Source organism: Marinomonas rhodophyticola (assembly GCF_026113935.1).
Classification (GTDB): domain Bacteria; phylum Pseudomonadota; class Gammaproteobacteria; order Pseudomonadales; family Marinomonadaceae; genus Marinomonas; species Marinomonas rhodophyticola.
This window is the reverse complement of sequence record NZ_JAPEUL010000012.1, coordinates 266,734-279,632: the sequence shown is the minus strand read 5'-3', so window position 1 is coordinate 279,632 and position 12,899 is coordinate 266,734. Positions and strand designations below refer to the sequence as shown.

The following is a 12,899-nucleotide window of genomic DNA, read 5'->3' as shown; positions in this document are numbered from 1 at the left end:
ACATATCTCATTTTGTGCACATTTCTTCATTATCACTAGGAGACACAACCGTTATCATACAACTTTGTATCAGTTTGTAAAAATTAAACACCTCCCCTACCCCCCTCGCACCACCTATCTGGACAAGTAAGGAAACAGATAATGAAGAAGTTTTTAGAAAACAGGCTAATTGGCACCAAACTCGGCCTAGGATTTGGGTCCGTTTTAATACTCGTGCTCATCGTAGGAATGGCCGGAATTTCCGGTGTTAATACGCTACTTAGCCGAGCCGATAAGGTTCGATTATCAAACGATTTAGACGATGCGCTCATTGATGTAAGGTTTGCAAGAGAACGCTTCATGCTGTCAGGCTCAAGCGAAGACAAGAACACCTTAATCAACCGTGCCGAAATATTCAGTACGTATGTTGATAAAGCAAAAACGTTATACAATGGCGCAGATATTCGTGACATCGTAAAAAAAACCGATATGGATCTTGTAGAATATAAAAAAGCCATATCCACATTAGCTGAGGCGCGTCAAAAATGGGAGGCGGTGGATAACAATGCCAATGTTATTCGTGACAAGATCTTTGATAATTATAGCGGCATTATAGGGCAACTTAGTCAAAGTAACGACACAGACGTACTTATCTCTGCGCAAGACATTTCTAGAAACTGGTATGCGCTTACTTTTGCCATTAATACTTACGTATCCAAAAAAGAAAACATCCCCCTAAAACTGGTCACAACGGATTTTCAATCTATTGTTGCTGCCACTCAACGTCTAGCCGTTCCTGATGAGCTAAACAATGTAAAGCAAGAGACACTTTCACTGTTGAGTCAATATGACACCCTTGGTAAAAGTAACCCTGCTGTCAACAATGAACTGATGACATCAAAAGATAACATCATGGCAATAGCCAGCAGAATGGATAAGAACATTGATTTAATCACGGTATTGCAAGAACAAAGAAGTAAAGAAGACGGCAATACAATTTCTCTTATTGTGACGGCTATCACCGCAATTGCTATATTAATGGGGATTTTCTTCGCGCTAATTATACGCCACATGATAGTAACGCCAATGAAGGAAGTTATGGCCGCGGTCGAAAAAATCGCTTCTGGTGATTTGACACAACAATTGCACACAGACCGAAAAGATGAGTTAGGACGGCTCTATAACAATATTGGCACCATGAGCACCACCTTGAACACGCTTATCTCTGAAGTCGTTTCTGGCGTTCTAAATTTAAGCTCAACCAGTGAGCAATTAGAAACCATTTCAAAACAAAGTCAAAAAATGATGCTGTCGCAAAAAGATGAAACCGACCAAGTAGCCACGGCCATCAACGAAATGTCATCCACCGTTGCGGAAGTCGCTCGAAATGCAGAAACGGCAGCGGAAGCCACTACCGAAGCCGATAAAATAGTCAACCAAGGCAATCAAATGGTATCTGGTGTTGTCGCCTCTATTGGATCACTTGCCAGTGATTTGACCGCCACAAGCAAATCAATGGAACATCTAAAAACACGCACAGACAATGTTGGCAATGTGTTAGAAGTGATAAAAGCGGTAGCAGAACAAACCAATTTACTGGCACTCAACGCTGCCATTGAAGCAGCACGTGCAGGTGAAGCTGGCCGAGGCTTTGCGGTTGTAGCCGATGAAGTTCGTGGGCTCGCTAGTCGTACACAAAGTTCAGCCAAAGAAATTGAAGATTTAATTATTGAATTGCAAAACGGCGCCCAAGATTCTTTAGAGAAGATGTTAACTAGCCGTGACTTATCCACCAGTAACGCTGAGCAAGCCAAAGAAGTATTAACACTCTTTGCAAACATCAGCAAACAAGTTGGTTACATGCAAGATATGGGGCTGCAAATTGCGACCGCGTCCGAAGAACAATCCCAAGTCTCAGAAGAAATTAACCGAAGCGTTGAAAACGTTCGATTGCTTGCCGATGAAACCGCAGAAGGTTCTGCAGAATCGGTACGCGCAGTGAGTAACTTAAGAACATTAAGCCATCAGCTAAAATCGTTAACCGAACGTTTCAAAATTTCTTAAGCGCAAAATTGACAAAAAACCACCGCGTCAAAACGGTGGTTTTTTTACGAACTAAGAAAAAATATCCGTTAAATTTTCATTCATCAGAGTTTGCCATTCTTTATCAAGTGGCGCTTCAAACAACATACGTTCACCATTAAGCATGATCTCCAATCGCGTCGCATGCAGACACAAGCGTTTAAACCCCAACGCTTTTGACTCTTTTATCGACTCAGCTGGCGCGTACTTGTCATCCCCGACAATAGGATAACCCGCATACTGGGTATGAACTCGAATTTGATGTGTACGTCCTGTGACGGACTTCACACTCAACTAAGCTGTATCCCTCAAATTGTCGAACCAACTTAAATCGCGTCAAACTGTCTTTGCCATCCGTATGCACTCGGACAATACGTTCCCCAGATTGCAACTCGTTTTTGAGTAGCGGGGCATTAACCTGTAATTTACGCTTAGGCCAGCTACCATAAACCAACGCCAAATAGGTTTTTTGCACACCTTCTTTTTCACGTAGCGCCGTATGCAACTCTTTGAGTACCGAGCGCTTTTTCGCCACCATGATAAGACCAGAAGTATCACGGTCCAATCGATGAACAAGCTCAATGAATTTTTCTAATGGTCGCATTTGGCGAATTACTTCCACCAAACCAAAGCTCAAACCACTACCACCATGCACCGCTAAGCCAGAAGGTTTATTAATCACAATTAAACCTTTATCTTCATAGACAATGCGTGATTCTATCTCGTTTTTTAAGCGATCAGACAGCACAGGCTTATCCGATTCTGGCGCAATTACAATCGGCGCAATACGCACGATATCGTCGTTTTGAAGGCGATAATCGGGTTTAGTGCGCTTCTTATTGACGCGAATTTCGCCTTTTCTTAGCAGATTGTAAATCTTGCCTTTCGGAACCCCTTGAGAAAAGTAACCAAAAAATTATCGATTCGCTGACCCGTATTATTGTCGTCAATCGTGACGTAACGAACCGCGGGACGCTCTGTTAAATTAAGTTCTGAGTCCGACATAAGCTAAGATTGGTTTCCTTTATAATTGAAGCACTTAGTTTTTACTGTTATATTCACATTCGCAAAGGGTAAGAGGCAACAAAACACCTCGAAGATAAGATGCAAGAATTGAATGACAATTGCCGAAGCGACACTTTGGCCCCCTATCTTACCTCTGTAACAGTTAATCTTAAATAATAAACCGCATGATTCGGAAAAATCCGCTTCAGTGGAAGGAACTCTCATTAAATTGCTCGACCGCGCGTTCGCGTTGTTTCGTAAAAAGGCAAAGAAACGAGACCGGTTAAAGAGACTATTTGGTATTGATCACGGCAGCGACCGCATGAAAGCGTTTAACATAAAGTAAACGAATCGCGTACTCCTCTCGCCAGAAAAGACTGAATGACTTGCTCTCATGCTGAGTCAGATTTATTAATGGTTACCTATCACTGTTGTGACTCTTTCGAATCAGCTCACAGAGTTCACACATACAATGATTAGAATGCTTATCAATGCAACTCAACAAGAAGAGTTGCGCGTCGCCCTAGTAGACGGTCAACGTCTATATGATCTAGACATAGAATCCGGTTCACGCGAACAAAAGAAGTCCAATATTTACAAAGGCCGCATCACTCGCATAGAACCGAGTTTAGAAGCTGCTTTCGTAGATTTTGGTGCTGATCGCCACGGCTTCTTACCATTAAAAGAAATATCCAAAACGTATTTTTCGAAAAAATCAAACCATGATGGCCGCATCAACATCAAAGATGTACTAAGCGAAGGCCAAGAAGTCATCGTTCAGGTTGATAAAGAAGAACGCGGCAACAAAGGCGCCGCACTGACGACCTTCGTTAGCTTAGCTGGACGTTACTTGGTTCTTATGCCAAACAATCCACGTGCCGGCGGCATCTCTCGTCGTATTGACGGTGACGACCGTTCGCACCTAAAAGAAGCCATGTCAGGTCTGAACACACCAGAAAATGGTGGTCTAATTGTTCGTACTGCCGGCGTAGGTCGTTCAACAGAAGAGCTTCAGTGGGATTTGGATTACCTGGATACACTGTGGTCTTCTATCACCAAAGCCGCTTCTGAAAAACCGGCTCCTTTCTTAATCTACCAAGAAAGCAATATCGTTATCCGTGCCATTCGCGACTACCTACGTGAAGACATCGGTGAAGTGTTAATTGACGAGAAAAACGCGTATCAAGACGCGATTAACTTTGTCATGCAAGTCATGCCACACTTCAAGTCACGCATTAAAATGTACACCGATTCTACACCGCTGTTTAACCGCTTTCAGATCGAAACTCAGATCGAAACGGCTTTCCAGCGTGAAGTTCGCTTGCCTTCTGGCGGCTCTATTGTTATCGATCCGACAGAAGCACTAGTTTCTATCGATATCAACTCGGCTCGCGCAACAAAAGGCGGAGACATTGAAGAAACAGCGCTACAAACTAACCTAGAAGCCGCAGACGAAATTGCTCGTCAATTGCGTCTACGTGATATCGGTGGCTTGGTGGTGATCGACTTCATCGATATGACACCAGTACGCAACCAGAAAGAAGTTGAAACCCGCATGAAGAACGCGCTAGAAGCGGATCGTGCTCGCGTTCAACTTGGTCGCATCTCTCGCTTTGGCTTATTGGAAATGTCACGCCAGCGTTTGCGCCCTTCTCTTGGCGAAACCAGTGGTATCGTTTGTCCTCGCTGTAATGGCCAAGGCTTCATCCGCGACGTAGAATCACTCGCTCTGTCTGTGCTTCGCCTAATCGAAGAAGAATGTTCGAAAGAACGTACTGCTCAGATTCGTGCTGTTTTACCTGTGTCTGTCGCTACTTTCTTGCTCAACGAGAAACGCACAAATATCGCTAAAATCGAAAAACGCAATAACGTTCACATCATTCTTGTGCCAAATCCTCATATGGAAACACCGCACTTTGAAGTAGAACGTATTCGTGATGACAGTACGGTTATCACTCAAAACGAAAACAGCTATACCTTAGTAGAAACGCCAGAGCAGCCACCGTATGAGCCTCGTAAAGCAAGCGAAAACGTGCGCGCACAAGCGGCTGTAACAAGTATTGCACCAAAAGCACCAGCGCCAGAGCACACAACTCCAGCAACGGTAGCAACAGCAAAATCAGCGAAGAGCCAGCCCAGCAAACCTAGTTTGTTTAAACGTATTGTCACCGCTCTATTTGGTAGCACAGAAACAAAAGCTAAGCCAAAAGCCGCGAGTGCAACACCTAGCTCAAACACAGCACCTCAAGCTGAACGCAATGCGTCAAGCAAACCAGTAAACAATCGCACAAACCGCAACAAGCGTACGGTTAAGCATCAGAATGCAGACCGTGATGACAACCAGAGCACAGCAGAAAACAATCGCTCTACTCGTCAGTCTCGCCGTGAACAAGCGGAAGCAGCAACAAAAGGCAACAACAATAACCGTCGCAACAACCGCAACAACAAGACGGATGCTCAAGAACCAAGAACTGAAAAGCAGGAAGCCGCTGTAAAAGCAGCGCCACGCCAGCCTCAGAAAGAAGTTCCTGAAGTTAAAGAACGCAAACGCGAACGCAATGACAACCGTCGCCGTAATGGTAAGCTGAAAGAAGAAGCTCTTGAAGCCGCTAAGTTGCAAGAGCAAGAAGATGCCGCTCTAGTTGAAGCCGCTCAAAACGCTGAGGTGGAAAACAACGAAAACGGTGATGAACCTCAACGTCGTTCTCGTCGCTCACGTCGCTCACGTCGTCCACAAAAGAAGACAACAGCGTACAGCAAGAAAACACTGAGTCTGAAAACGTTGATGCGCAATCAACAACGACTACAGCTCCAGTAGAAAAAACAGACGCGTCATCCGTTGACACAAAAAACACCGACGCAACAAGCATAATGGAAGATGCGGCGTCTAAACCCGAAGTAGAGGCAAAAGTACAAGCCGAAGTGGAGACAAAAGCAGACAATAAAGCTGATGCTGTGGAAGCGCCAAAAGCCTCAACAGAAGAAGATAAGCCTCAAGCCGTTGAAGCACCATCAGACGATGCGTCAGTAACTGCAGAGGATGTTGCAGATAAAGACAGCGCACCTGAGGTGAAACCTGCTAAACCTAAGATGTCGGTCAAAGCTCAAATGCGAAAAATTGAGCAAATTGAACAAGAAACACCTGAGGTAACGCTACCAACAGCAGACACAACTGACACTCAACCTGAAACCGTGGCCGTTCCAGTTGAAGCGAAAGAAGAAGCGACCCAAGTAGCAGAGCAAGCAGAAACGACTCAAGCAGAGGCAAAACCTGCCGTGGCGACAGAAGACACACCTCAATCTAACACTACAGTGGTAGAGACAGAGAACGTTCAATCTGAAAGCCAAGCTGAGACGACAGAAGCGAGCAAAGAAGACAACACAGTAGAACCAGCGGACAATAACGCTCGTACGACTCGAACACCTCGCCGTGGACGTGGCAAACCTGCCACTAAACCGGCTAACGCTGAAGCGAAAGCGCCAGTAGAATTGCCCGCTGCTATTTTAGCTCAACAAGAAAAGCTACGCTTAGAGCAAGAACAAAAACGCAAAGCAGCATCGTCTCGTCGTCGTGGATCGACAGGTCGCGTTAAAAACGACCCTCGAATTGCTCGTGAAGACAATAACACAGAAACAACATCAGAAACGCACGCAGAATAACGCAGCGCATTTTGATGAAAAATACAAAGAACTCGCAACTGCGGGGGCTCTTTTGTAACAGACTACGATGGATTACTTCAAAGGATTGATTTAAAGACAGATAACGGACAGGTAAACAAATAATGATCATTGATTTTTCTCGCTTCAAAGACTGGACTCTTACTGGCGACTTATTTGGCGGAGCAACCACGGCCATTGTATCACTGCCGCTGGCGCTTGCTTTCGGCGTAGCCTCAGGTGCTGGTGCCGAAGCAGGGCTTTGGGGAGCTATAATAGTCGGCTTATTTGCCGCGCTATTTGGAGGGTCGACCAGCCTGATATCTGAACCCACCGGCCCAATGACAGTTATCATGACAGCCGTGCTTACCAGCATGATGGCGAGCAGCCCTGAGGGTGGCGTCGCCATGGCGTTTACCGTGGTGATGATCGCAGGTTTATTTCAAATAACATTAGGTTATCTAAAGTTAGGCAAATACATCACCCTAATGCCCTACAGTGTCATTTCAGGCTTTATGTCTGGCATTGGTATCATTCTGATTATTTTACAAATTGCACCTTTCTTGGGGCACCCTTCACCATCAGGTGGCGTAATGGGCACCTTAAGCGCCTTACCGAACCTAATACTTAACCTTAAATTTTCCGAGTTATTTTTAGGCTTACTGACGGTAGGCGTGTTGTTCTATTTGCCGAAACATTGGCGTCGATATGTGCCACCACAACTCGTCGCCCTAGTCACTATTACTCTCATTTCTGTCATTCTATTCAGCGACTCTGATGTTCGCCGTATCGGCGTCATCCCGTCTGGCTTGCCTTCTATTCACTGGCCTACATTTGAACGCTCGGTATTTATTGAGATCATTATTAATGGTTTAGTGTTGGGCACGCTAGGCTGTATTGACACACTCTTAACCGCGGTCATCGCCGACAACCTCACGCGCAAAGAGCACGACTCAAACCGAGAGCTCATCGGCCAAGGGACCGCTAACTTCTTTTCCGGTTTGTTGGGTGGATTACCTGGCGCGGGAGCGACCATGGGCACAGTCGTCAACATACAATCTGGTGGTAAATCCCCCCTTGCAGGCATCACGAGAGCGCTCATTCTATTACTCGTCGTACTCGGCGCATCGGAACTGATCAGCCCTATTCCTATGGCGGTGCTCGCGGGTATCGCATTGTATGTTGGTATCAATATCCTCGATTGGAGCTTCCTGAAGCGCGCGCATAAAGTCGCTTTATCGCCGACTATTATCATGTATGGCGTTATGGCGCTTACCGTATTTGTGGATTTAATGGTCGCGGTAGGCATTGGTGTCTTTATTGCCAACATCATGACCATCGAAAAACTCAGCCGCTTACAATCAGGAAATGTAAAAGCGATCAGCGATGCGGACGACGACATTCCCCTGTCAAAAGAAGAAAAAATATTATTAGATCAAGCCGACGGCAAAAGTATTATTGTTCTATCTGTCTGGCCCAATGATCTTTGGCGCCAGCAAAGCCATCGCCAAGCACCACAACCGCATACACAATTATAAAGCCGTGGTATTAGATTTAAGCGCTGTCCCCATGATGGATCTCACCATTGGTTTAGCACTGGAAAACGCCATCAAAGACGCGATAGACGCCAATTGCGCGGTGTATATCTTTAGTCCCAACGGGCAAACAACAGAACGTTTGGAGAAACTGGGGATATTAAGCCGTTTGCCTCACAACGCTTTTTGTGACTCAAGAAAATCGGCGTTGGCACAGGCGGTAGAAAGCCTAAAAGACGCCTAGCGAATAACGCAACAGCGCTTACTTAAGCCAATATCGGTTCATCAACAACGATAACCAACTTGATGAGCAAGCCCATCTGTGAATGCACATAAAATGCCCTTATCGCCAAATGGCAATAAGGGCATTTTTTATTGCCACATGACCTTAATGAGAGCAAAACGCTTGCTAAAGCTTACGAATCAGCCTTTACCACACTTTGGGCAAATCATCCCACTTGGTCGTGTAGGCTGGCGATAAATGCTCTCGTTTCATTGCCCACTGTGGCGACACCCCTTGCGAAGCAAAGAAAACCTGGCCCATGCCACTGCGGTTGATCTTATCCATGACGCCCATTAAGGCTTTTGAATTGGTTTTTGTGCTATCAACACACAGGAAGTCTTGCTGAACCGTTCCCGGCTCATAAAAATCAGTAAGCATGACACCACCTTTGGCATAACGATAACCAGCACGATACAGGCGATGAAAAATACCCTCAGCGACCGCCAATAAGTCTCGTGTATCATCGGTTGGATTCGGCAGCTCAACGGTAAGCGACGCGGAATACTGCGGTTCGTTTGGAATAAAAGGGCTGGTACGAATAAACACACTGGCCACGCGACAAAAACGCTGCTCGCTACGTAACTTCTCAGCGGCACGGGTCATATATTTGGCGATGGCCTCCCCTAGTTCACGCTTATCTGTGACTTTATGCCCAAATGATCGACTGCAAATGATCTGCTGCTTTGTAGGCCTAACCCACTCCAAATCCAAACATGACACACCGTTCAACTCTCGAATCGTTCGCTCCATCACCACAGAAAACTCACTGCGCATCACCTTGGCGTTCACGTTCGCCAGATCCCACGCCGTATGAATACCCTTTGCTTTGAGCTTTGCTGTGGTTCGACGACCAACACCCCACACATCACCCACATCGACCAAGGCTAACAAGCGTTTTTGCCTATCTGGATTCATCAAATCCACCACAGACCCCGTTGCGGGGTACTTTTTTGCCGCATGATTCGCCAACTTCGCCAAGGTTTTAGTGGGTGCAATACCCACCCCAACCGTGATGCCCGTCCATTTATCGACCTTTGCTTTTACTCGTTGAGCAAACGCCAGCAGATCTGTCACATGTTCGACACCGGTTAAATCCATAAAGGCTTCATCAATAGAATATATCTCAAGCCGCGGCGCTTCCTCTTCTAACGTGGTCATCACCCTATTCGACATATCCGCATACAAGGCATAATTCGACGAAAAACACACAATACCGTGTTTTCTTAGCGCGTCTTGAACCTGAAAAACGGGCACGCCCATTTTAATACCCAATGCTTTCGCTTCTTTAGAACGCGCGACGATGCAGCCATCATTGTTCGACAGCACCACAACAGGCGTATGCCTTAGGTCAGGCCGAAACAACTTCTCGCAACTCGCGTAAAAATTATTGCAATCGACCAAAGCAAAAGCCGTATTCTTAGCCGCGCTCATATTTGCGAACCACACCCGCGACCACACCAAAAATCTCCAACCCCGACTCCTCGGTAATAGGAATGGCCTTATAAGCTTTGTTCTTCGGACGCAGCAACACATTGGGTTTCAACTCTAACGTTTTCACCGTCATTTCTCCGTGGATACAGGCAATCACAATATCCCCATGTCGCGCCGTTAGTGAACGGTCTACCACCAACACATCACCCGAATGAATCCCTACATCAATCATCGAATCCCCCTGAGCACGCACATAAAACGTCGCATTAGGATGCGCCACACAAAACGCATTCAAATCCAACGATTTCTCAACAAAATCCTGAGCAGGCGAAGGAAACCCCGCCGACACAGAATCCACATAAAGTGGGATTCGCACACTGTTGGCCGCGATAAACGCCGCCGACTCAGACACACCAAGATACGTCACACGCATGATAAACACCAAATTATACTGTATGGATATACAGTATAATTTTAAATCACGGAAAAGGCCAAATGATTTTTTGTAAGAAGAGCGCTCCACAGAAGAGCAAAAGCATTTTCAACAGGCATAAAAAACCACCCGAAGGTGGTATTTTTAAAGCTATACAGGATTTTTAAGTCACGACTCTCTTACTAAATGTGTAAAACTTGGCACTGAACGATCAAGCTTTATTAACAAATCTTCAACTGTAAGCTCCGGGTCTTTATGTACACGTGCAAAATTATCTAACGCTTTCATGACACTATCTTTTTCTTTAGTGAACAAGAAACACATCAACTCGTCTCTTGTCATCGTTCTAATACCATACTCAGCCAATAATTTTGCCGGAAAGTCTTTAATGTTATCTGTCGCAATAATATTACAACCCGTTTTTACTGCAGCAGCAAGAACATGACGATCATCTGGATCAGGAAGGTCAAGCTGATTTATTAATGGCTCGTAACCTAAAACATAGCGATCGAAAAAGGATGCCTTAATCGAATATACCTGCTTAATAATGACGTCTTTGCTTTCGGGATGCCTACGAATTAAAGCATTAGACCATTCGGCATCTATCTTATCAGTCCAAAAAAACTGAGTAGTACACCCATCTAACTGCATCAAATTAAGAAGCATCATCCTCAATGGTTGTGAATATAGGGTATTTGCATCCAGCAAAATTTTATCATCCATAACAACCCCTTACATAGAATCTGACTCTTGCTCAAAGTTGGCAATTAAACTAAGAGTCTCTTCTCTTGACCCCTTAGCACTAGAAAGCTTCTCCTTAAATAACAAGACATCTGCCATTTTTACACGATGATGAGTGCCTACCTTCATAGATGGAATTTGCCCAGCCAAAATATAACCTGTTACTTTTGGTCGTGACATTCCAAGAAACTTAGCCGCCACAGCAGGACTCACCATTTTCTCCAAGTCAACCTGCTGTTCAAAAAACTGATCATCGCCATCCTTAGCCAATTGACCTAACACTTGAACAAGTGCATCAAGCGTCAATTTGGGCAATTCAAATTCAGCTTTTTGACCATTTTTAAGTAACACATCAATTTTTAACTTATCAAGATCCGCTTGATGCAGCTTCAGGTACTGCTGCGCTTTGATTATTGCACTGGTATCCGGCTCAACATTTAAATTGGTTTTCATCATTCGAGTAACCTCTCACCCTTAACACTATCAAGGCAAACTAAAAGCTAGCCTCAGTAACCCCAAACATAAATGAAATATCTGAAAACATCCATGTTTTTTTCAGTTATTTCACTTAAGTGTTTTTGATCTAGACTTTATACATTCGAAAAAACAACAAAGACGGGCATAGCGCTTTTAACGCATTCGATGGTTTGGTCGACCCATGCGGGGTTGGTTTGAATTCGGACGGCTTGTTGCTGGTAGTTTCGGATAGTTTGGCTCATGGCAGTGATGTCGGTGGCGGGTACGACAGCGATGCTTTCTGCTATGAAAAAAGGATTTGGCAGCGTCGTTTACAATCAATTTTTCATCTGCCCCCAAATTCATATTAAATATTGAAAATATGGCAAAAGAACTGTTAGAAAGCTAAACAACATCATCCAACTTGCCATTGATCCAAGGCTGCACAAATTGCGTGTAAAGGCTTGTAAGATAAGCACGCCATTGCGCGTTGTTGTGGGCATCTGGCCCTAAAATGGTTAACAACAGATACTTCTCTTCAAAATCATCAAAGGCATAAATCAGCCAATAATCATTGTCAGGATCACCCATTCGAGTAGTGCGATAATAGACCTGATCAATTCTAGGGTGTCGTTTAGCCCAAAGGTTGGCTAACTCTTGGTTTGAGCGAGGTGTATATGATGAACATAAGGGTGACTCAATGATGCGTCACGACCATAAAAATCTGGCTGTTCACCATTAAGCTTGTAGGATTCAAAAGTATTTTTGTGAAGCTCCCAGTCAGGAGCCATTCTAAAAATAGAGGCTGTCTGTACAATCGCCAAGTTAACCCTTAGCTGGTTTCAGTTGCTCTTTAGAAGTAGGAAACTTGCCGTGCTTTTGGAAGTAAGCAAACACAGCGTCACCAACGGCAGCAGCAGACTTAACGTCTTTCGCGGTCGCTTTTGGCTTTTCTTGTCTTGCTTTAGGTAAAGGCATGTTAATAAACCTCAATGAAATTATGACATCATCGTCAAAATCTTATTGTAAACTCAAATTATCATGTTGGCAAAGATCAACTATGTGCTGTTTCGTACAATATAGCGCGATTACTATACAGATCAATCACCTACATAATTTCATAAAACAGCGGCACAATAATATTTTTTAGCTTAAAGCCCCACTCCCCCAGCGCTTTGCGCATCTGCTCTCTCGAATGGGTGTGCATGTAGTGTTTGTCCAGTCCGTCGCGTTCGTGGTTGAGTCGCATTTCCCCTCTTTCCATTATCAGAAAGCCCAGTCGATCCCTGCTCTTCTT

Annotated in this window: 12 protein-coding genes and 1 pseudogene; 5 read left to right on the top strand and 8 right to left on the bottom strand. The window is 44.8% G+C overall.

The features are described from left to right. Positions 1-141 precede the first annotated feature (141 nt). Positions 142-2,043: a HAMP domain-containing methyl-accepting chemotaxis protein gene (locus ONZ52_RS23490; RefSeq protein ID WP_265220992.1), complete on the top strand. Its 1,902-nt coding sequence runs from the start codon at positions 142-144 to the stop codon at positions 2,041-2,043. 51 nt (positions 2,044-2,094) lie between these two features. Here ONZ52_RS23490 and rluC read toward each other — a convergent pair. Then, positions 2,095-3,066, bottom strand: a pseudogene (gene rluC / locus ONZ52_RS23485) (23S rRNA pseudouridine(955/2504/2580) synthase RluC). Positions 3,067-3,538: 472 nt separating this feature from the next. Between rluC and rne the strand changes: the two are divergent. The 4 genes from rne to ONZ52_RS23465 all read left to right on the top strand — a co-directional run bounded on the left by rne (position 3,539) and on the right by ONZ52_RS23465 (position 8,502). Further along, the gene (gene rne, locus ONZ52_RS23480) at positions 3,539-5,884 is read left to right on the top strand and encodes a ribonuclease E (RefSeq protein ID WP_428981201.1); all 2,346 of its coding nucleotides are present in this window, start codon (positions 3,539-3,541) and stop codon (positions 5,882-5,884) included. A 53-nt stretch (positions 5,885-5,937) separates the two neighbouring features. Continuing rightward, positions 5,938-6,726, top strand: coding sequence for a hypothetical protein (locus ONZ52_RS23475; RefSeq protein WP_265220990.1), 789 nt, complete (start codon positions 5,938-5,940; stop codon positions 6,724-6,726). Positions 6,727-6,848: 122 nt separating this feature from the next. After that, on the top strand, positions 6,849-8,261 hold the full coding sequence (locus ONZ52_RS23470) for a SulP family inorganic anion transporter (RefSeq protein ID WP_265220989.1): 1,413 nt from the start codon (positions 6,849-6,851) through the stop codon (positions 8,259-8,261). Further along, positions 8,203-8,502, top strand: coding sequence for a sodium-independent anion transporter (locus ONZ52_RS23465; RefSeq protein WP_265220988.1), 300 nt, complete (start codon positions 8,203-8,205; stop codon positions 8,500-8,502). The genes ONZ52_RS23470 and ONZ52_RS23465 overlap by 59 nt, the downstream gene beginning before the upstream one ends. 186 nt (positions 8,503-8,688) lie before the next feature. On the opposite strand, the gene umuC is transcribed toward ONZ52_RS23465, so the two are convergent. The 7 genes from umuC to ONZ52_RS23430 all read right to left on the bottom strand — a co-directional run bounded on the left by umuC (position 8,689) and on the right by ONZ52_RS23430 (position 12,851). Then, positions 8,689-9,972: a translesion error-prone DNA polymerase V subunit UmuC gene (gene umuC / locus ONZ52_RS23460; protein ID WP_265220987.1), complete on the bottom strand. Its 1,284-nt coding sequence runs from the start codon at positions 9,970-9,972 to the stop codon at positions 8,689-8,691. Beyond that, entirely contained in the window at positions 9,959-10,405 is a 447-nt protein-coding gene (gene umuD / locus ONZ52_RS23455; protein WP_265220986.1) for a translesion error-prone DNA polymerase V autoproteolytic subunit, read from the bottom strand. Before umuD ends, umuC begins: the two co-directional genes overlap by 14 nt. 168 nt (positions 10,406-10,573) lie before the next feature. Then, positions 10,574-11,128 (bottom strand): PIN domain-containing protein, encoded by a 555-nt coding sequence (locus ONZ52_RS23450; RefSeq protein WP_265220985.1) that lies wholly within the window; start codon positions 11,126-11,128, stop codon positions 10,574-10,576. Between the two features lie 9 nt (positions 11,129-11,137). Continuing rightward, on the bottom strand, positions 11,138-11,602 hold the full coding sequence (locus tag ONZ52_RS23445; RefSeq protein WP_265220984.1) for a helix-turn-helix domain-containing protein: 465 nt from the start codon (positions 11,600-11,602) through the stop codon (positions 11,138-11,140). Between the two features lie 405 nt (positions 11,603-12,007). Continuing rightward, complete coding sequence (locus tag ONZ52_RS25640; RefSeq protein ID WP_487349008.1) at positions 12,008-12,304, bottom strand: type II toxin-antitoxin system YafO family toxin; 297 nt, start codon at positions 12,302-12,304, stop codon at positions 12,008-12,010. 123 nt (positions 12,305-12,427) lie between these two features. After that, positions 12,428-12,580 (bottom strand): hypothetical protein, encoded by a 153-nt coding sequence (locus ONZ52_RS23435; RefSeq protein ID WP_265220982.1) that lies wholly within the window; start codon positions 12,578-12,580, stop codon positions 12,428-12,430. A 130-nt stretch (positions 12,581-12,710) separates the two neighbouring features. Then, a complete protein-coding gene (locus ONZ52_RS23430) occupies positions 12,711-12,851 on the bottom strand; it encodes a hypothetical protein (protein WP_265220981.1) in 141 nt (46 codons plus the stop codon). Positions 12,852-12,899: the final 48 nt, after the last annotated feature.

Coding starts and splice junctions, on each gene's coding strand:
- ONZ52_RS23430 (WP_265220981.1), bottom strand. CDS start 12,851: ATGCGACTCAACCACGAACGCGACGGACTGGACAAACACTACATGCAC.
- ONZ52_RS23435 (WP_265220982.1), bottom strand. CDS start 12,580: ATGCCTTTACCTAAAGCAAGACAAGAAAAGCCAAAAGCGACCGCGAAA.
- ONZ52_RS23445 (WP_265220984.1), bottom strand. CDS start 11,602: ATGATGAAAACCAATTTAAATGTTGAGCCGGATACCAGTGCAATAATC.
- ONZ52_RS23475 (WP_265220990.1), top strand. CDS start 5,938: ATGGAAGATGCGGCGTCTAAACCCGAAGTAGAGGCAAAAGTACAAGCC.
- ONZ52_RS23450 (WP_265220985.1), bottom strand. CDS start 11,128: ATGGATGATAAAATTTTGCTGGATGCAAATACCCTATATTCACAACCA.
- ONZ52_RS23490 (WP_265220992.1), top strand. CDS start 142: ATGAAGAAGTTTTTAGAAAACAGGCTAATTGGCACCAAACTCGGCCTA.
- rne (WP_428981201.1), top strand. CDS start 3,539: ATGATTAGAATGCTTATCAATGCAACTCAACAAGAAGAGTTGCGCGTC.
- ONZ52_RS23465 (WP_265220988.1), top strand. CDS start 8,203: ATGATCTTTGGCGCCAGCAAAGCCATCGCCAAGCACCACAACCGCATA.
- ONZ52_RS23470 (WP_265220989.1), top strand. CDS start 6,849: ATGATCATTGATTTTTCTCGCTTCAAAGACTGGACTCTTACTGGCGAC.
- umuC (WP_265220987.1), bottom strand. CDS start 9,972: ATGAGCGCGGCTAAGAATACGGCTTTTGCTTTGGTCGATTGCAATAAT.
- umuD (WP_265220986.1), bottom strand. CDS start 10,405: ATGCGTGTGACGTATCTTGGTGTGTCTGAGTCGGCGGCGTTTATCGCG.